This is a genomic window from Streptomyces muensis, assembly GCF_021474425.1.
GTDB classification, from domain to species: Bacteria; Actinomycetota; Actinomycetes; order Streptomycetales; family Streptomycetaceae; genus Streptomyces; species Streptomyces muensis.
This window is the reverse complement of sequence record NZ_JAKEIP010000091.1, coordinates 1-19,516: the sequence shown is the minus strand read 5'-3', so window position 1 is coordinate 19,516 and position 19,516 is coordinate 1. Positions and strand designations below refer to the sequence as shown.

The following is a 19,516-nucleotide window of genomic DNA, read 5'->3' as shown; positions in this document are numbered from 1 at the left end:
GGGGGAAGCAGTACATGAGCAACAGCGACGACACTTTCGTCCTCACTCCGCCCGAGCCCGTGGCCACGGTGCCGCGCGAGAAGGCGGGCGGGCTCGTCCCGGTCGACGACGGCGTCCGTACCGACATGGCCAAGAAGGCCGCCGACTACGTGGAGGGGCTCGCGGCGCTCGACGCCCGCTCCCCCGAGTTCGCCGGCAAGGTCGGCGAGATCACCGCCCTGGGCGCCGGCGAGATGCGTACCGCCGCCGCGCAGTCCAACCGCATGCTGGAGCGGACCGTCCGGAGCCTGCCGGACAAGGGCGGGGACGCCCAGTCGCAGGTCGCCGGCTCGCTCGTCGAACTGCGGCGGGTGGTGGAGGACCTGGATCCGCGGGATCTGCCCGCCTCCAAGGGGCGCAAGTTCCTGTCCAAGCTTCCCGGCGGCAACAAGCTGCGCGATCACGTCGCCAAGTACGCCTCCGCGCAGGGAACCCTGAACCGGATCGTGGGCTCGCTGCGGGGCGGGCAGGACGAGCTGCGGCGGGACAACGCCGCGCTGCAGACCGAGCGGGTGCGGCTGTGGGAGAGCATGGGCAAGCTCCAGGAGTACGTCGTGCTGACCGAGGCCCTGGACACCGCGGTCGAGCAGCACATCGCCCAGGTCATCGACCCTCAGCAGGCCGACAGCCTGCGCGCCGACGTCCTCTTCCCGGTCCGGCAGAAGCACCAGGACCTGCTCACCCAGCTGGCGGTGTGCGCACAGGGATACCTCGCCATGGACGTCGTACGGCGTAACAACGAGGAGCTGATCAAGGGCGTCGACCGGGCGGCGACCACGACCGTCTCGGCCCTGCGCATCTCCGTGATGCTGGCCTCCGCGCTCGACAACCAGAAGAAGGTCGTCGAGCAGGTCAACGCCCTGCGCGGGACCACCGAGGACCTCATCCGGGGCAACGCCGAGATGCTCGCCACGCAGAGCGGGGAGATCCAGCGGATCGCCGCCGACCCGGCGGTGGGAGCGGAGACCCTCCGCAGCGCCTTCCAGCAGATCTACCGCACGCTCGACGCCATCGACACCTACAAGGTCCAGGCGACCGAGGCGATGGCGACGACCGTGGAGAACCTGACCGTCGAACTGCAGCACGCGAGCGCCTATCTGGAGCGCAGCCGTTCGCAGGGCGCGCTGGAGGGTGGGCTCGGATGAGACACCCCCAAGGCCGACGTCTGCTCGCCGTCGCCCTGTGCGCGCTCGCCCTGCTGACGGCCTGCACCTCACAGAAGGCGGCCGACGAGCCGGACAACGCCCCGCAGCCCGGCACGCTCCGCGTCCTCGCCTCCAGCGAGCTCAGCGACATGACCCCGGTCCTCGACCGGATCGCCGACGACACCGGCATCAAGGTCCGGCCCACCTACATGGGCACCCTCGACGCGGTGGAGCTGCTGGCGAAGGGCAGGGCGGACGGGCAGTACGACGCGCTGTGGCTGTCCTCCAACGACTATCTGCGGCTGCGGCCGGAAGCGGCGAAGAAGGTCGTGTCGGAGACGCCGGTGATGTCGAGCCCCGTCGCCATCGGGGTCAAGGCCACGACCCTCGCCACCCTGGGCTGGAAGCCGGACGACGTCACCTGGTCGCAGATCGAGCAGGCCGTCCGGGACGGCAGGCTGACCTACGGCATGACCGACCCGGCCCGCTCCAACTCCGGCTTCGCCACCCTCGTCTCCGTCGCCTCCGCCCTCTCCGGCGCCGAGTCGGCCCTGACGGACCGGGACGTCGACAAGGCGACGCCCCGCCTGAAGGAGTTCTTCAAGGGGCAGAAGCTGACGTCGGGTTCGTCGGGCTGGCTGGCGACGGCGTACGAGCGGCGCGGGAACGTCGACGCGCTGCTCAACTACGAGTCCGTCCTCAAGGGCATCCCGGGCCTGACCGTGATCCGCCCCAAGGACGGCGTCGTCACCGCCGACTACCCGCTCTCCTCCCTCGCGTCGACCGACGCCACCACTCGCGACGACGTCCGCCGCGTCACCGAGGCCCTGCGCACCGAGGACGTCCAGCGGCTGATCACCGAGCGCACCCATCGCCGCCCGGTCGTCGCCTCCGTTCCGCCGGCGTCCGGCCTCGACCCCGCCCGGCGGCGCGAACTGCCCTTCCCGGGCAGCCGTTCCGTCGCCGACGGCCTCCTCGACTCGTACGAGAACGAGCTGCGCCGTCCGTCCAGGACGGTCTACGTCCTCGACACCTCGGGCTCGATGGAGGGCGACCGGCTGGAGCAGCTGAAGCAGGCACTCACCGACCTCACCGGCGACTTCCGCGAACGCGAGGAGGTCACGCTGATGCCCTTCGGGTCGGATGTGAAGGGCGTGCGGACGCATGTCGTGGAGCCGGCCGACCCGAGGTCCGGGCTGGACGGGATCCGCAAGGACACCGAGGCGCTGTCCGCCGAGGGCGACACCGCGATCTTCACCTCGCTGGAGAAGGCGTACGACCATCTCGGAGCCGGACGTTCCCAGGACACGTTCACGTCGATCGTGCTCATGACGGACGGCGAGAACACCGCCGGCGCCGAGGCGGCCGACTTCGACTCCTTCTACGCGGGGCTCGACCGCGAACGGCGGGAGACGCCCGTCTTCCCCATTCTCTTCGGCGACTCCGACAGGTCCGAGCTGGAGCACATCGCCGAGCTGACCGGCGGCCGTCTCTTCGACGCCCAGGAGGGCTCGCTGGACGGCGCCTTCGAGGAGATCCGTGGCTACCAGTAGATTCACCCGGTACCTGGAGTCCCGCAAGAACATCGCCGGCAGCGCGTGCGGGCTGGTCGGCCTGGTCCTGACCTTCACAGGGGCGGCGGGCCCGTACTGGCCCGTCGTCGTCGCGGGACTGTACGGCGCGGGCGCGCTGATCGCCCCGCCGGAGCGGCCCGCACCGCCCGACTTCCCGGACCCGTCGGCCCAGCTGGACGAACTGCGGGGCGACTTCGAGAAGCTGCGCGGCTATCTGACGGAGATCGAGCTGTCCGTCACGGCCGCCGCCCGGCTCCGCGAACTCACCGAGCTACTGACCGCGCTGCTCGACCGGGGCTGGGTGGCAGAGCTGCTCACCCATGACCCGGAGAGCGTGCACGTGCTCTCGCGCATCGTGCGGCGCGATCTTCCCGAGGCCGTCGACAGCTTCGTACGGACGCGCTGGTGGACACGGATGACGCCGGGCACGGAGTCGCCCGAACTGCATCTGGAGCGGCAGCTCGGCCTGCTGAAGAAGGACGCCGAGCGCCTGGCGGCGGGCCTGCGCGAGTCGGAGGCCCGCCGCCAGGAGTCCCACACCCGGTATCTGGAGGACCGCGGCTGACCGTGCGTGGGGGCTGGTCGCGCAGTTCCCCGCGCCCCTAAGGGCGGTGCGGTAGCGCCCCTTTCAGGGGCGCGGGGAACTGCGCGACCAGCCACGACGTATCCGCAGCCGGCACACGACTGGCACACCCAACGGCGAGGCCCCGTACGCGGCGAAGGCCCGCCGCAGGCGACCCCGTCGGGGCGGACGGAGTCGACAGGCGGCGGGCCCAGGGCCACGCACGCCATTGTGCGCGGCCTCGCCGTTCCACACCGCGGCCGGTCGTGACGATCACTGGTCAGGGCACTCCCCCACTGCCTCAAGGGCGTGGGAGGTACCCCCAGGACCGGCCGCGGAGTCTGGGGAGTAGGCACTCAGCCCAGGCGCGACACCAGCGCCCGGTACTCGTCCCACAGCTCCTTCGGCGTGTGGTCGCCGAAGGTGTTGAGGTGGTCGGGGACGAGCGCGGCCTCCTCGCGCCAGATCTCCTTGTCGACGGTGAGCAGGAAGTCGAGGTCGGAGTCGGCCAGTTCGAGACCGTTGGTGTCGAGGGCCTCGCGCGTCGGCAGGATGCCGATCGGCGTCTCGACGCCCTCGGCCTTGCCCTCCAGACGCTCCACGATCCACTTCAGCACGCGGCTGTTCTCACCGAAGCCGGGCCAGACGAACTTGCCCTCGTCGTTCTTGCGGAACCAGTTGACGTAGTAGATCTTCGGCAGCTTGGACTGGTCCTTGTCCTTGGCCACGTCGACCCAGTGGGCCATGTAGTCGCCCATGTTGTAGCCGCAGAAGGGGAGCATGGCGAACGGGTCGCGGCGCAGCTCGCCGACCTTGCCCTCGGCGGCGGCGGTCTTCTCGGAGGCTACGTTCGCGCCGAGGAACACGCCGTGGTTCCAGTCGAAGGACTCCGTCACCAGCGGTACGGCGGTGGCGCGGCGCCCGCCGAAGAGGATCGCGGAGATCGGCACACCCTTGGGGTCCTCCCACTCGGGCGCGATGATCGGGCACTGCGAGGCGGGGACGGTGAAGCGGGCGTTGGGGTGGGCCGCCGGGACGTCCGAGGACGGCGTCCAGTCGTTGCCCTTCCAGTCGGTCAGGTGGGCCGGGGTCTCCTCCGTCATGCCCTCCCACCAGATGTCGTTGTCGTCGGTGAGGGCGACGTTGGTGAAGACCGAGTTGCCCCACAGCGTCTTCATCGCGTTGGCGTTGGTGTGCTCACCGGTGCCGGGCGCGACGCCGAAGAAGCCGGCCTCGGGGTTGATGGCGTACAGACGGCCGTCCTCGCCGAAGCGCATCCAGGCGATGTCGTCGCCGATCGTCTCGACCGTCCAGCCGGAGATCGTGGGCTCCAGCATGGCGAGGTTGGTCTTGCCGCAGGCGGAGGGGAAGGCGGCGGCGACGTACTTGGACTCACCGGTGGGCGGGGTGAGCTTGAGGATCAGCATGTGCTCCGCGAGCCAGCCCTCGTCCCGCGCCATCACCGACGCGATGCGCAGGGCGTAGCACTTCTTGCCGAGCAGCGCGTTGCCGCCGTAGCCGGAGCCGTAGGACCAGATCTCGCGGCTCTCCGGGAAGTGGGAGATGTACTTGGTCTGGTTGCAGGGCCAGGGGACGTCCTGCTCGCCGGGCTCCAGCGGGGCGCCGACGGAGTGCACGGCCTTCACGAAGAAGCCGTCCTCGCCGAGTTCGTCGAGCACGGCCTGGCCCATCCGGGTCATGGTGCGCATGGAGACGGCGACGTAGGCCGAGTCGGTGATCTCGACGCCGATCGCGGAGAGCTTGGAGCCGAGCGGGCCCATGCAGAACGGGACGACGTACATCGTCCGGCCGCGCATCGAGCCGCGGAAGACGCCCTTGTCACCGGAGAAGACCTCGCGCATCTCGGCGGGGTCCATCCAGTGGTTCGTCGGGCCGGCGTCCTCCTCCTTCTCGGAGCAGATGAAGGTCCGGTCCTCGACGCGGGCGACGTCGGTCGGGTCGGAGGCGGCGTAGTACGAGTTGGGGCGCTTGATCGGGTCGAGCTTCTTGAAGGTGCCCTTCGCGACGAGCTCCTCGCTCAGGCGCTCGTACTCGGCCTCGGATCCGTCACACCAGACCACGTTGTCCGGCTGCGTGAGTTCTGCGATCTCGTTCACCCACGAGACCAGCTCCCGGTGGTGGGTGGGGACGACGGGGGGAGCCGCGATGTCGCGCGCCACGGTTGCTCCTAAGAGAGGGATTTTGTCCTGAATATGCCCTTGTATGCCCCGTGGGGGCCGCGACCCGGATGCTTCGCGAACGGGATGGACTGGATCCCCGTCCCGATCTTTCGCGCTCATCCGGTGCCGACCGCACTCATTTGATCATCCGACGCGTCTGCGCATATGTCCAGAGGGCGTCACAGGTGAGCGGCGTGAGCATCGCCACTCGCCCGGATGTTTTCGATGCGTCACCACGGCTTCACCCCAGGTGCGCCCCGCGCGGGTACCCCATGAGACGATGGCCACTTCGGGGCTCTCATCTCGCCGCCCTGATACGTAACTTACGGTTCCGTAGGTACGATGCCCCCCATGACAGCGCCCGTCCCCGACGCGCCCACGGACACGCCGGCCGCCGGCCGCGGATCCGGCGCCCCCTCCCTGCCCCACCAGATCGCGCACCACGCCCAGCAGCTCACGGACGAGATCAAGCCCAAGCTCCGCGGCTGGCTGCACCTGGGCATGTTCCCGGCAGCGCTCGTCTCGGGCCTGGTGCTCACGGCCCTCGCGGATTCCACCAGAGGCCGGATCGCCTGCGGGATCTTCGCCCTCACCGCCTGTCTGCTGTTCGGCGTGAGCGCGCTGTACCACCGGGGCAACTGGAGCCCGCGCATGGACGGCATCCTGCGCCGACTGGATCACGCCAACATCTTCCTGATCATCGCGGGCACCTACACGCCGCTGACGATGCTGCTCCTGCCGGGGGCCAAGGGTCAGTGGCTGCTGTGGGGCATCTGGGCCGCCGCCGCGGCGGGCATCGTCTTCCGGGTCTTCTGGGTCGGCGCCCCGCGCTGGCTCTACACCCCCTGCTACATCGCGATGGGCTGGGCGGCCGTCTTCTTCCTGCCGGACTTCATGCGCTCCGGCGGCATCGCGGTGCTGGTCCTGGTGATCGTCGGCGGTGTCCTCTACAGCGCGGGCGGCGTGATCTACGGCATCAAGCGCCCGAACCCGTCACCGCGTTGGTTCGGCTTCCACGAGGTGTTCCACTCCTTCACGCTGGCGGCGTTCATCACGCACTACGTCGGGATCTCACTGGTGGCGTACCAGCACGCGTAGCGCCCCCGACTCCTCAACAGGGCCACGGCTTTAGAGCCGTGGCCCTTTTTCGCGCCTGATTCACATTGACAGCCACTCCCTTTTGAGAGCTACTCTCATTTCATGGTTACTGTCACTCCAGATCCCCGCCGCTGGTGGGCGCTCGGCGCGCTGGTCGCGAGCATGCTCACCCTCGGCTTCGACATGACGATCCTGAACGTCGCGCTGCCGACGATGGCCGCCGATCTCGGCGCCAGTACGGGCCAGCAGCAGTGGATGGCGGACGCGTACGTCGTCGTCTTCGCCGCGCTGATGCTCCCCGCGGGCCTGCTCGGCGACCGGTTCGGGCGGCGGCGGATGCTGATCACCGGGCTCGGGATCTTCCTCGCCGGATCGCTGGTCGGCGCGCTGGCCGGCGATGTGAACGCGGTGATCGTCGCCCGTGCCGTGATGGGCGTCGGCGCGGCCCTGGTCACCCCGCTCTCCCTGTCCGTGCTGCCCACGCTCTTCGGCCCCGAGGAGCGCACCAAGGCCGTCGGCATCACCTCCGCCGCCTCCGCGCTCGGCCTGCCGCTCGGCCCGATCGTCGGCGGCTGGCTGCTGAACCACTTCTGGTGGGGCTCGGTCTTCCTGATCAACGTCCCGATGGCCGCGCTCGGCATCGCCGCCTGCGTCTTCCTGCTCCCCGAGACGAAGGACCCCGCCTCCCCCAAGGTCGACACCGTCTCCACCGCGCTCGCCGCGACCGGGCTCGGCGCCCTCGTCTACGGCATCATCGAGGCGCCCACCCGAGGCTGGGGCGACCCGCTGGTCCTGGCCATGCTCGCCGCGTCCGTGGTCCTGATCGCCGCCCTCGTGCTGCGCGAACGCCGCGTCGAGCGCCCCATGCTCGACATGGCCCTGCTCGCCCACCGCGGCTTCCTCTTCAACACCGTCGCCGCGACCCTGGTGACCTTCATCCTGACCGGCCTGCTGTTCGTGCTGCCGCCCTACCTCCAGGCCGTCCTCGGCCATGACGCCCTCGGCACCGGCGTGCGGCTGCTGCCGATGATGGGCGGACTGCTGGTCGCCTCCCGCCTCGCCCCGCAGGCCGTCGCCCGCTTCGGCGCGCGGGCCGCGGTGAGCGCGGGCCTGGTGGTACTGGCCTTCGCCGGGGTCCTCGGCAGCCGTACGACCGTGGACTCCGGCTACGGCTTCGTCGCGCTGTGGCTCACCATCACCGGCCTCGGCTTCGGCCTCTCTCATCCCCGCCATGAACGGCGGTCTGAGCGCCCTGCCCCGCGACCGTGCCGGCAGCGGCTCCGGGCTGCTGATGACCCTGCGTCAGGTCGGCGGCGCCATCGGCATCGCACTCCTCGGCAGCCTGCTCGCCGGCGCCTTCCGGGACCGGCTCGACGTCACCGGGCTGCCCGCCAAGGCCGCCGACACCGCAGGGGAGTCCGTGGTCGCGGCGCACCTGGTCGCCGAGCGCGCGGGCTCGGCGGAACTCGCGGCTTCCGCGAACAGCGCCTACGTCCACGGCATGGGCGTCGTCCTCCTGGTGTGCGGGATCGCGGCCCTCGTCTCCGCCCTGCTGGCGGCGGCGTTCCTGCCGAGCCCGCCCGATGCCGAGCAGCCCGAGGCCCCGGACATGGCTGCCCAGGGGGCCGATGCCCGACAATGACACCCATGACCCCCGCACACTCCTCCCCCCTCACCGACCGCCCCCAGCTGGGGCTTCGTGAGCGGAAGAAGATCAAGACCCGGACGGCGATCCGCGACGCGACGTACGCGCTGATCAAGGAGCAGGGCTACGACGCCACGACGATCGAGCAGATCGCCGAGCGCGCCGAGGTGTCGCCGTCCACGGTCTTCCGCTACTTCCCCACCAAGGAGGACATCGTCCTCACGGACGAGTACGACCCGCTGATGCTGGAGGAGCTGCGCGCCCGGCCCGCCGCGGAGTCCTGGATGGACTCGGTGCGGCACGTGATGCACCGGTCCATGGACGCGCTGCTCGCCGAGGACCCCGAGGCGGTCCGGATCCGCGCGCATCTGGCGGTCCAGATCCCCGCCGTCCGCGCCCGCATGATCGAGAGCATGTCGGCGACCGGCCGCCTGCTGCGGGGCGCCATCGCCGAACGCCACGGTCTGGACCCCGACTCCCTCGAAGTGCGGGTCTACGCGATGTCCCTGGTCGGCGGCCTGATGGAGGTCAACATCACCTGGGCGGAGAACGACTGCCAGGACGACCTCCGCGAGCTGGTGGACCGGGCCCTGGACGTCATCGAGCAGGGCCTGCCCGCGAAAAAGGCCTGAGGCCCGACCCGTCCGCCGTGACATCCTGGCCGGGTGAACGGTCCCGAGATCCACGTCGAGTTCGCCCCCGAGCTGCGCCTCTTCCTCCCCAACGGACGGCGCCGTGACGGTGCCGCCCAGGTCGCCACCGACGGTGTCTCGACCCTCGGCCATGTCGTGGAGTCCCTCGGCGTCCCGCTGACCGAGGCCGGCCCGCTGCTCGTGGACGGGCGCGAGGTACCGGTGTCGTACGTCCCCGTGGGCGGCGAGTCCGTGTCCGTACGGCCCGTCCCGCGCCCCCAGCGGGTGCCCGGCGCTCCCCTGCGCTTCCTGCTCGACGTCCACCTCGGCACCCTCGCCCGCCGGCTGCGGCTGCTCGGCGTGGACACGGCGTACGAGTCGACGGACATCGGCGACCCGGCGCTGGCCGCGCTCTCGGCCGCGGAGCGACGCGTCATGCTGAGCCGGGATCGGGGGTTGCTGCGGCGGCGTGAGCTGTGGGCGGGGGCGTATGTGTACAGCACGCGGCCCGAGGACCAACTCCGGGACGTGCTGGACCGGTTCCGGCCCGAGCTGCGGCCGTGGACTCGGTGCACCGCCTGCAACGGACTGCTGAAGGAGGCGACGAAGGAGGAGGTCGCCGGGCAGTTGGAGGGCGGGACGCGGGCGACGTACGACGTGTTCGCGCAGTGCACCGAGTGCGGGCGGGCTTATTGGAAGGGGGCGCACCATGAGCAGCTTGTTGCGATCGTGGAGCGTGCGGTTGCGTTCCGGAGCGCCATGGATGGCTGAGCGGGGCGGGGAACTGCGGGCCGTTTGTGGCTGGTCGCGCCCACGCGGCGGTAGCCGCATATCGATTACAGCCCCCCGCCCCTTTCAGGGGCGTTCAGCGCACCGTTAGATCCTTCTTGCCGCAGGCTGTTCCGTCCCTGTTCGGGTCCAGCCTCAGCGGGTCGTCCTTGCCGTTGAGCTTCAGACGGCCGTAGTCGTTCTGCTTGAGCCAGTCGCAGCGGGCCTTCGTCGTCGCCTTCACCGTCGGCGGGAAGTCCGTCGGCACGCAGACGTTGGCGGAGCCGTAGTGGCGGTCACAGCCGGAGATCGTCGGGCTGACCTTCTGGGACTTCCGCTTCTTGCCGGGGCCCGTGACCTTGCCTTCGAGACCGTCGGCGAAGTCGTGGACGTGGGCGGAGGCGTCCGTCGCGCTCAGGGCCTGCGGGCCCTGGAGGTGGACCCACTTGGCGACCGACGGCACCCCGTTGGCGTCGACCGCGAAGAGCATGTACCAGCCGGGCGGGGCCAGGTTGGGGTTGCTCGTCACGTTCAGGTCGACGTTGTTGCCGTCGACGGACAGCGGAAGATCCACGAATCGCTGGTTGGGATCCGACGAATGCGTCACCGCCGCCGGGCGGATCAGCTCGGCCTTGGCGATGGGGCGGTCGACGGTGATCCGCTGGGTGTCGCCGTAGGTCCACTCGGTGTCGATGACCGAAGTGATCGTCGGGCGCTCGCCCTTGAGGAGGTAGGGCGGGGTGTAGATCGACACGTCGTGGTTCCAGGAGCCGTTGCCCGGGTTGTCGCCGGTCGTCATCACACGGCCGTCGGGCAGCAGGAACGCCGAGGAGTGGTAGCCGCGCTCCTCCGGGTCCGGTGCCACCGGGTCGAAGGTGCCCGTCGCCGGGTCGTAGATCGACGACTCGTACACCGGGTTGGCCCGGTTGTGCAGCGCGCCGCCCGTCTCCAGGACCTTGCCGTCGGGCAGGAGTACGGCGGAGACGTACATCTTGCCCTGGTTGCCGCTCTGCGGGACCTTGCCGGCTCCGAGGTCGACGGTGCCCTGCGGGAGCGGCGGACCTGCGACGTAGGACGGGTTCGGGTCCTTGAGATCGATGACGTCGGTGAGGCGGTTGGCGTCCGGGTTGGAGTCGATGTTGCCGCCGCCGATGGTGAGGACCTTCTGGTCCTGGGCCGGGGGCAGCAGCACGCTCGCGGACTGGTCGCGCTCGTCCTTGTTCTGCAGGCCGGGCACCTGGGTGACCGTGTTGGCGTCGTAGTCGTAGATCGCCGAGCCGGTGCCGGGGATGTTGTTGCCGAAGACATGGCTGCCGGAGTAGAAGAGGCGGCCGTCCTGCATCAGGATCATCGACGGGTACAGGCCCCAGTACGACCAGGTCTGGTTGACCTTCCAGAGCTCCAGCCACTTCTGCTCGGCGTCCGACCACCGCTCGGCGGTGACCGAACCGGAGGAGTCCTCCTTCAGACCGCCGAAGGAGATCACGTCACCGTTGCCGAGGATCGTCGCCGACGGGTACCAGTGGCCGTCGTTCATGTCGTTGGTCTTGCTGTAGGTCTCGGTGACCGGGTCGAAGATGTACGAGTCCTTGTAGCCCTGGTAGCCGACCGTGCCGTCGGCCGACGGATAGCCCTTGTTGCCGCTCATCACGAGCACACGGCCGTCCTGCAGTTGTACGTGCCCGGCGCAGAACATGTCCTTCGGCGTGGGGATCTGCTTGTACGTGCCGTTCTCGGGGTCGTAGACCGCGCTGGTGAACGTGCCCGCCTCGAACATCTCCTCGCTGTTGCCGGAGCCGGCGATCAGCAGCACCTTGCCGTTGTTGAGGACGACGGAGTGCATGGAGCGGACCGGGTTCTGGGTGGGCAGCACGTCCCAGCGGCCGTTGGCGCACTCCTCGGCCGTGCCCGTGCACACCGGGTCCGGGACCGGGTCGGCGACCTGGTCCATCGTGTAGTCGTCGGTGGTGACCGCGCCGGTGCCGTAGACGGAGACGCCCCAGGCGATCCGGTCCGTGCCGGCCGGCACCTCGGGCGTGCGGACCGTGGCCTCGGTCCAACCGGCCGCCATGTCCAGCGTCTTGAGGTCGGTCCAGTACTGCCAGCCCGCCGTGGGGTCGTGCCGGAACAGGGTGACCGAGGCGTCCGGGGTGGTCGACTTGTACCAGAGCCCCAGGTCGTACTGCTTGCCCGGCGTGACGACCGGCGCGCACTCGGCGGACTCGGTGATGAGCGCCTTGCGGTCGCCGTCGACACGGCGGGTCAGCTCGACCTTCATGGCCTTGGTGCCGCTGTGGGCGTCGGTGGTCGTGGTGAAGGTGAAGTCGTTGTCGCCCCAGCCGGACTTCTTCCAGCAGTAGGGCATGTCGTCGGTGCCGGCGGTCTCGAAGCCGGGGTTCTTGATGAGGTTGGCGGCGGAGGCGGGCTGGGGCGAGGTGAGGAGCAGACCGGCGGTCAGGGCCCCCACCCCGACCAGTGCGGTCCTTCTTCGGTGTCTGCTGATTCGGTCTCTGCTGACGAGGCGCTTGTTCATGCGGCTCTCCTTGCCGTACGGCTCCCGGGCCGCCGACCTGAACGGCGGCTCGGCAGATAGACCAGCGCCTCGGTGCCGACGAAGCGCAGGACGAAGGTGATGACCAGGGCCAGCGCGGTGGCCGGCAGCACGGCAAGGCCGAACTGGCCCACCAGCAGCGCGATCAGGGGGATGCGCAGCACCAGGTCGGCGTTGGCGAGCAGCGCGAACCGGACGGTGCGGTCGGCCCAGTGGCGGTGGACGCGCCGGTCGCGGAACAGCAGCTTCTCGATGAGCAGGAAGTTCCAGGCCACGCCGAACTGGTTGGCGGCGATCTCGGCGGGGAGATAGTGCAGGCCCGCCTGGGTCAGCGCCCACAGCGCGGCCAGGTTCGGCACGAAGCCCGTCAGCCCGATCAGCCCGAACACGACCATGCGGGCCAGCGGGTCCGCCGTACGCAGTCCGGCGAGATGGCGCAGGAAGCGGCGCCCCTCCGCCGCCGTGGACTTGGACTCCCCCGCGAACCGTTCCTGGAAGACGAACGGCACCTCGGTGACCGTGCGCGGCCGGCTGCGGACGGCCAGCTCCAGCAGGATCTTGTAGCCCAGCGGCTTCAGCGCCTCGGCGGTGATGTCGCTGCGGCGGATGGCGAAGAAGCCGCTCATCGGGTCGCTGATGCCGTGCAGCCGGCGCGGGAAGAGGGACTTGGTCAGCCAGGTCGCCATCCGGGACACGGCCACCCGGTAGCTGCCGGCGAGCCCGGCCCGGCTGCCGCCCTTGATGTACCGGGAGGCGACGACGAGCCCTGCGTTCGCGCGCTCGCCGGTCGCCACCAACTCCGGGACCAGGGACGGCGGATGCTGGCAGTCGCCGTCCATGACGACGATCCAGTCGGAGCCGGCCGCCTTCATGCCCTCGACGACCGCGCCGCCGAGCCCGCCGACCGGCTCGTCCCGGTGGATGACGGTGACGGGAAAGGGGCAGTCCTGGGCCGCCTCCTTGATGACCTGCGGGGTGTCGTCGGTGGAGTCGTCCACGAAGACGACCTCGCAGGGCAGCCGGGACGGCACCGATTCGGTGATCTGGTGCAGCAGCTGCCGTACGTTCGCCGACTCGTTGAAGGTCGGTACGACGATGGTGACGGCGCCGGGCTCGGGCACCTCGGCCGCCTTCACGGCCGGGTCGCCCAACTCCTCCGGGACGATGGACTCCTGGCTCATCGGACGCCTCCCGGGGCCGTGCCGTCGGACCGGATCCGCCGGATCTCGATGCGGTCGTCGCCGCTGCCGAAGGTCGCGACCGGCGTCGAGTGCTCCATCGCCGCCCGGACGTTGGGCAGGTCCACCGCGTCCCGCCGTACCGTCGGCGAGGCGACCACGTAGTCGAGGTCCTTCCAGCCGCGCGGCATCGTCTTCGTCACGGCCGGGTCGAGGTCGGCCTTGTAGAACCAGATCGCCCCGAGCCCGGGCTCGTACCCGGCGTGCACCAGGTCCAGCCACAGCGCGTCGTCGACGAGGACCCGGGTGTCCTCCGGGTCGGCCACCTCCGCGGCCAGCCACTTCGAGGCGGCCTGGTAGGGCGCGTTGGCGTCGGCGATGACGGCGGTGCGGGCGCCGTCGTACCAGCGCGGGACGACATAGGCGCAGGCGGCGAGCGCGAGGGCGACCGCGACGGCGTACCGAGCGCCGGTGACGTACCGCTTCTCGGTCTCGGACCGCCGGCGCCGCAGGACGGCGTGGGCGACGGAGGCCGTTCCTCCGGCGAGGACGAGGGCGAGGAAGGGCAGGGCCTGGATGACGTACATGGCGGGCAGGTAGCCGCTGGGGCGCATGGCGACCAGGGCGAGGATGACGACCGCGCACGAGGGTCCGGCCAGGGCGCGGGCGGTGACCGACCAGCGCCAGGTGACCAGGAGCAGCAGGCCGCCCGCGAGGCCGCCGACGATGAGGACACGGTCGTAGTAGAGCCACGACTGCAGGACGCCCCAGGAGCCGGAGCCCTGGTCGAGGATGAAGCCCGAACCGGGCCTGGTCATCTGGTACTTGATGCCGTCCCACAGCGAGACGTGTCCGCTGCCCGGGAACAGCTCGCCTTTCAGCAGGGCGAACAGCGGGTAGGACAGGCCGATCAGCGCGCAGGCGGTGACGGCGCCGGTGAGGGCGAACTTGCGGGTGTCGCGGTGGCTGTGCCGCCACATGGTGACGAAGACCGCGGGGAGGACGAAGAGCATCGTCTCCTTGGTCAGTACGGCCGTGGCGGCGGCGATCCCGGCGCCGAAGTGGTGCCAGAGGTGACGGCTCGGGGAGGCGGCGAGGGTGAAGGCGAGCAGCGTCCACATCACCGCGAGGTTGTCGAGGAAGATCTCCCGCTGGAGGACGACCGACAGCGGTGAGAGGCCGAACATGACCATGCCGAGCCCGGCAGCCCAGCGCGGCAGCGACAGCCGCCGGCCGAGCACGTAGACGAGGACCGCGCTGATCGCGCTGATGACGAGCATCGCGGCGCGCATGGTGCCGACGGTCATCGAGTCGGGGCTGAGAGCGGCGGGTATCCAGGTCAGCAGGGCTATCTGGATCCAGCCGAGGGGCGGGTGGTCGTACCAGTAGGTGTAGTGGGCCAGACCCCGGCCCTCCTGGACGGCCCAGGCCTGGGCGAGGTAGGTGCCCTCGTCGTCGCTGAGAGTCGGGTAGTCGGCGATGTTCCAGCCCTGCACGACGAGGATCGCGACGAGGAGTGCGCCGCACAGGAGCAGGTCGGGGCGGGAGGAGCGGAGGCGGAGCGGCGGCGTCGTTCGACGCGTCGAACGCTGCGTAGGGACAGGTTGTCTCTGCGCGGGGACCTTCGGAGTGGTCACCGCGGGAAGGGTGGAGGTCACGCGGTGACGTCCTCTCGGAGGTCTCGGGCCGTTCCGGCACGGGTTTCGGCGTGGGTGAGGTGCGCGCCGACGTGAGTGGTCAGCTCCCAGTCGTTACGGCCGCGCTGCTCACGCCATACGGCGCGGACGGCGGCCCCGGCGAGGAGCACCTGGTAGAAGGGACCGCCCACGATGAGCTTCAGATAGTGGACGAAGCGGACGCGCAGTCCGTACTGCTTGCCGAAGTCGTGCAGTCCGACGACCTCGAAGACGAAGGTGACCAGTGCGGTGACGGCCGGCAGGAAGGTGATGAAGGCGATGCTCACCGGCACGTCGAGGAAGACGGCGATCACGATGTTGAGCGGGATGATCAGCCCGGTGAAGGCCTGCATGAACGGCGTCATCAGCGTGTAGCGGGCGAGCAACCGCTGCCCGAAGCCGGGCAGTTGCTTCCAGTCCTTCTTCCGGTAGACCTGGAGGAAGCCCTGGTTCCAGCGGGTGCGCTGCTTGAGCAGCGACATCAGGCTGCCGGGCGTCTCCTCCTTGGTCACCATGTCGGAGTCGTAGGCGACGACGACCTTCTTGCCGACACTGGACAGGCGTACGCCCAGGTCGCAGTCCTCGGCCAGGCAGTTCGGGTCCCAGCCGTCGGCTTCCCTGAGCACGTCGGTGCGGACGAAGACGGTGTTGCCGCCGAGCGGGATGAACCCCTTCTGCGCGTGCAGATGCAGCCGGGAGCGGAACCAGAAGAAGTACTCCAGGCAGTTGCGCAGGCTGTACCAGCTGGAGTGGAAGTTGATCAGCTGGACGCCGCCCTGGACCACGTCCGCCTTCGTCGTCCGGAAGGCGTGGTCGACGTGGGCGAGGAGCTCGGGATGGACCTGGTCCTCGGCGTCGAAGACCCCGACGACATCGCCGCGGCAGTGCGGCAGCGCCGTGTTCATGGCCTTCGGTTTGTTCTTCTTCTCGTGGGTGTCGACGACGACGCGGACGCGCGGATCACGCGAGGCGGCCCTCTCGGCCACCTCCGTGGTCTCCGGGTCGTCGTGCCCGACGATGACGATGATCTCGAAGTCGGTGTGTGTGGACTCCAGCAGCCGCTGGATGGTGTGGTCCAGCACGGCCTGTTCGTGCCGGGCCGGCAGCAGCAGCGAGAACGACACGTGCTCGCCGCCGTCCGGACTGCTGAACCGGGTGGAGGCCAGCACCTCGGGCGTACGCCACGCGTGCATCTGCCACCACAAGGTGAAAGCCGCCATCCAGAACAAGGCCAGCGAGACGACGGCTATGAAGACAGACGTCAGCAAAAGATCCCCCCAGATCCCCAATGCCCCCTGTCGCGACGGTGAGTTACACCTGTCGCGTCACTGTGCAGACATTAGGGGGGATCTGTGAAGCGTGCAGGCCCTTTCGGTGAAGAGCGCGTTTCATCACAACGAGCCGCGAGAGTGAACAATTCGAACACAGGTTGCGTAACCGCCCCGTGCGGACTGCTGTTTCGCCGCTGTTTCAGCTGCTCAGCGCGGTTCGCAGCCGGTCCGGATCGGTGGTCGGGGCGTCGCAGGTGAAGTTGCGGCAGACGTATGCGGCGGGCTGTCCCTGCTGCAGGGGCCGGTCGGCGAGGAGCGGGAACTCGTCACTCTCCGGAGTTCCCACGGCCACGACCGCGCCCGGGGCGGTGCCCAGAAGTGCCGTACGGTGCAGGGTCCTTGTGCCCTCGTCCGTGAGGGACGGACCGACGACGGCGACCTCACGCGGCCCGTCGAGGTTGGCCTCGGCGACGGCCAGACCCCAGCCGATGAACCGGGGCACGCGCGGGCCGAGGGCCTTGACGACGCCCAACGCCTTCTCGGCGGCGGCGCGATGGGGCGCGGCGCCGGTCTGCGCGGCATAGCTCAGCAGGGCTCCGGCGGCCGCGCTCCAGCCGGAGGGGGCGGCGTTGTCGGTGGGGTCCTGCGGGCGGCGGATCAACTGCTCGGCGTCGGCCGCGGTGTCGTAGAGCGCGCCGGACTCCACGTCGGTGAAGCGGGCGATGACGTGGTCGAGCAGGAACCCGGCGAACTCCAGCCAGACGCCCTCGCCGGTGACGGACGCGAGCGCGAGGAAGCCCTCGGCGACATCGGCGTAGTCCTCCAGCACCCCCGCGTTGGCGCCGGCCCTGCCGTCCTTGCTGGTGCGGGCGAGCCGGGCGTGGTCGTCGAGGTGCAGCCGTACGAGCAGGTCACCGGCGCCGAGCGCGGCCTCCACCAGGTCGGGGCGGTCGAAGTAGGCGCCGGTCTCGGCGAGGGCGGCGACGGCGAGGCCGTTCCAGGCGGCGACGATCTTGTCGTCCCGGCCGGGTGCGGGGCGCGTGCCGCGCTGCCGGAGCAGCCGCTCACGGATCGAGGCGACCTTCTCGGCGTCGAACAGCTCGTCCCGCTGCGGGAGTTGCAGAACGGAGGCGCCGTGCTCGAAGGTGCCCTCCTCCGTCACGCCGAAGTACCGGACGGCGAGCTCCGCGTCCTCGGCGCCGAGGACCTCGCGCAGCTGATCCGGCGTCCACACGTAGTACGCGCCCTCGACGTGCCGGCCGGTCCCGTCGTCACTGTCGGCATCGAGCGCGGAGGCGAACCCGCCCTCTGCGGTGCGCAGTTCCCGCACCATGAAGTCGGCGGTCTCCAGGGCGACACGGCGGGCCAGCTCGGAGCCGGTGGCACGCCACAGATGGGCGTAGACGCGGCACAGCAGGGCGTTGTCGTACAGCATCTTCTCGAAGTGCGGCACGACCCACCCACGGTCCACGGAGTACCGCGCGAACCCGCCGCCGAGCTGGTCGTAGATACCGCCCCGGGCCATCCGCTCACAGGTGTCCCGCGCCATCTGCAGGGCGCCCTCGGAGCCGGTGCGGGCGTGGTGGCGCAGCAGGAACTCGATCACCATGGACGGCGGGAACTTGGGCGCGCCCCCGAACCCGCCGCGCTGCGGGTCGTACTCCCGGGTGAGGCCGAGCAGCGCCTGCGCCAGCTCCTCCTCACCGGGTGCCTCGGTACCGCCGTAGGAGATCTCCCGCTCGGCGAGATCCCGGGTGATCTTCCCCGCGACGTCGGCGACCTCGTCCCGCCGGTCCACCCAGGCGCTGCGCACGCCCTCCAGCACCTGCCGGAAGGACGGCATGCCCTGCCGGGGGGCGGGCGGGAAGTAGGTGCCGAAGTAGAAGGGCTCGGCGTCGGGGGTGAGGAAGACCGTCATGGGCCAGCCGCCCTGGCCGGTGGCCGCCTGGACCGCCTCCATATAGACGGCGTCCACATCGGGGCGTTCCTCGCGGTCGACCTTGACGCTGATGTAGTGGGCGTTGAGGTAGTCGGCGGTCTCCTGGTCCTCGAAGGACTCGTGCGCCATGACGTGACACCAGTGGCAGCTGCTGTAGCCGACGCTCAGCAGGACCGGTTTGCCACTCTTGCGCGCCTCTTCGAAGGCCTCGGCCGACCACGGCCACCAGTCGACGGGGTTGTCCGCGTGCTGGAGCAGATAGGGGGACGTCTCGTGAGCCAGTCGGTTCGGCATGGGGTCCATCCTGCCGCAGTACCCCACGTGTCACGCGTCAGGCGACTCCCAGACGGTCACGTCGAGAATTCCGCCGCCGCTGTCCGGCGCGGTGCGGACCTTGATGTGGGCGATCCGGCCCTCGCCGGTCAGCAGGCAGTACTGCTCGCCCCGCTTCACCGTCGCGCTGTAGCTACCGTTGGTGTCCACGCTGTCCATACAGCCCTCGGGCGTCGGTGCGGTACCGGGGTCGGGCCACGGCGCCAGGTACTTCGCGTCGTCAGGGACCGAGAGCGACGGATCGAGGAACTCCGCCCCGAAGGAGAAGTCCGCGCCGTCGCCGGCATTCGCGAGGGGTTGCTTCGGCGTGTCCAGGTCGATTTTCGTTCCGGAGATGTCCGTCTTCTCGACCTCGAGCTTGACGGGCCCGTAGACCTTCTCCCACGTCTCGGCGGCCGCCGGCGGCGCGCTGCTCTGCGTCTCGCCGCCGCCCTGCCCCTCGTCGCCGCCGGACCGCGCGGCCGAAGTGGGCGCCGACTCCACGTTCCGGTCGCCGTCGTCGCCCGACGAGTTCGACTGGCTCACCAGCACCGAGACAAGGATCCCCAGCAGGGGGATCAGGATCCCGCCAACCCACCAGGCCCAACGCGGCTGCTGGGGCCCCTGCGGCGGAGGAGGCTGCGGTGGCGTGTACGGCTGTCCCTGCGGCGCACCCGCAGGCCCGTTGTTCGCCCAACTCATGTCTCCCCCGCCCTTTCCACCGAGTGTCCGCGATCACCATAGCCATGCCACCGCGCGGCGCCAATCGACGCCGCGACCGCGCACACTCTCCCCACACCACTCGGCACCCGGCACCCCGCTGCGGGACCGCTACCGCGGCCGCCCCGGCAAGGGGTAGCCCGGCGCCCGCCCGCCCCCCCACGGCCAGTCCACCTACGGCGGCCCGGCGTGCTCGCGCGTCGCCGAAGGCGAGTGGTACCTGCAC

The 19,516-nt window shown here is 70.1% G+C and carries 13 protein-coding genes and 1 pseudogene; 7 read left to right on the top strand and 7 right to left on the bottom strand.

Annotation, left to right across the window (positions count from 1 at the left end; all coding sequences use genetic code 11):
• Positions 1-14 precede the first annotated feature (14 nt).
• From L0P92_RS21800 to L0P92_RS21790, 3 genes are read left to right on the top strand one after another with little or no spacing between them, the layout of a single operon-like run.
• The gene (locus tag L0P92_RS21800) at positions 15-1,184 is read left to right on the top strand and encodes a toxic anion resistance protein (protein ID WP_234764493.1); all 1,170 of its coding nucleotides are present in this window, start codon (positions 15-17) and stop codon (positions 1,182-1,184) included.
• On the top strand, positions 1,181-2,737 hold the full coding sequence (locus L0P92_RS21795) for a substrate-binding and vWA domain-containing protein (protein ID WP_234764492.1): 1,557 nt from the start codon (positions 1,181-1,183) through the stop codon (positions 2,735-2,737). Before L0P92_RS21800 ends, L0P92_RS21795 begins: the two co-directional genes overlap by 4 nt.
• The gene (locus tag L0P92_RS21790; protein ID WP_234764491.1) at positions 2,724-3,323 is read left to right on the top strand and encodes a hypothetical protein; all 600 of its coding nucleotides are present in this window, start codon (positions 2,724-2,726) and stop codon (positions 3,321-3,323) included. Before L0P92_RS21795 ends, L0P92_RS21790 begins: the two co-directional genes overlap by 14 nt.
• Positions 3,324-3,676: 353 nt before the next feature.
• On the opposite strand, the gene L0P92_RS21785 is transcribed toward L0P92_RS21790, so the two are convergent.
• Positions 3,677-5,500, bottom strand: coding sequence for a phosphoenolpyruvate carboxykinase (GTP) (locus L0P92_RS21785; protein WP_234764490.1), 1,824 nt, complete (start codon positions 5,498-5,500; stop codon positions 3,677-3,679).
• A 351-nt stretch (positions 5,501-5,851) separates the two neighbouring features.
• Here L0P92_RS21785 and trhA point away from each other — a divergent pair, with 351 nt between their 5' ends.
• From trhA to L0P92_RS21765, 4 genes and pseudogenes are all read left to right on the top strand, one after another.
• Complete coding sequence (gene trhA, locus L0P92_RS21780) at positions 5,852-6,598, top strand: PAQR family membrane homeostasis protein TrhA (protein ID WP_234764489.1); 747 nt, start codon at positions 5,852-5,854, stop codon at positions 6,596-6,598.
• A gap of 102 nt (positions 6,599-6,700) precedes the next feature.
• Positions 6,701-8,240 (top strand): annotated as a pseudogene (locus L0P92_RS21775) (DHA2 family efflux MFS transporter permease subunit).
• Positions 8,237-8,875 carry a TetR/AcrR family transcriptional regulator gene (locus tag L0P92_RS21770; protein WP_443733271.1) on the top strand — a complete coding sequence of 213 codons (639 nt, stop codon included), beginning with the start codon at positions 8,237-8,239 and terminating at the stop codon, positions 8,873-8,875. The pseudogene L0P92_RS21775 and the gene L0P92_RS21770 overlap by 4 nt, the downstream one beginning before the upstream one ends.
• Positions 8,876-8,908: 33 nt before the next feature.
• Entirely contained in the window at positions 8,909-9,646 is a 738-nt protein-coding gene (locus L0P92_RS21765; RefSeq protein ID WP_234764487.1) for a Mut7-C RNAse domain-containing protein, read from the top strand.
• A 94-nt stretch (positions 9,647-9,740) separates the two neighbouring features.
• Here the strand turns inward: L0P92_RS21765 and L0P92_RS21760 are convergent, their stop codons facing one another.
• The 6 genes from L0P92_RS21760 to L0P92_RS21735 all read right to left on the bottom strand — a co-directional run bounded on the left by L0P92_RS21760 (position 9,741) and on the right by L0P92_RS21735 (position 19,122).
• Positions 9,741-12,176 (bottom strand): galactose oxidase early set domain-containing protein, encoded by a 2,436-nt coding sequence (locus L0P92_RS21760; RefSeq protein WP_234764486.1) that lies wholly within the window; start codon positions 12,174-12,176, stop codon positions 9,741-9,743.
• The gene (locus L0P92_RS21755) at positions 12,173-13,375 is read right to left on the bottom strand and encodes a glycosyltransferase (RefSeq protein ID WP_234764485.1); all 1,203 of its coding nucleotides are present in this window, start codon (positions 13,373-13,375) and stop codon (positions 12,173-12,175) included. Before L0P92_RS21755 ends, L0P92_RS21760 begins: the two co-directional genes overlap by 4 nt.
• Positions 13,372-15,030: an ArnT family glycosyltransferase gene (locus tag L0P92_RS21750; RefSeq protein ID WP_234764484.1), complete on the bottom strand. Its 1,659-nt coding sequence runs from the start codon at positions 15,028-15,030 to the stop codon at positions 13,372-13,374. The genes L0P92_RS21755 and L0P92_RS21750 overlap by 4 nt, the downstream gene beginning before the upstream one ends.
• Entirely contained in the window at positions 15,027-16,316 is a 1,290-nt protein-coding gene (locus L0P92_RS21745; protein WP_234764483.1) for a glycosyltransferase, read from the bottom strand. The genes L0P92_RS21750 and L0P92_RS21745 overlap by 4 nt, the downstream gene beginning before the upstream one ends.
• 202 nt (positions 16,317-16,518) lie before the next feature.
• Complete coding sequence (locus L0P92_RS21740) at positions 16,519-18,552, bottom strand: thioredoxin domain-containing protein (protein ID WP_234764482.1); 2,034 nt, start codon at positions 18,550-18,552, stop codon at positions 16,519-16,521.
• 30 nt (positions 18,553-18,582) lie between these two features.
• Positions 18,583-19,122, bottom strand: a complete 540-nt coding sequence (locus L0P92_RS21735) for a hypothetical protein (protein ID WP_234764481.1) — start codon at positions 19,120-19,122, stop codon at positions 18,583-18,585.
• Positions 19,123-19,516: the final 394 nt, after the last annotated feature.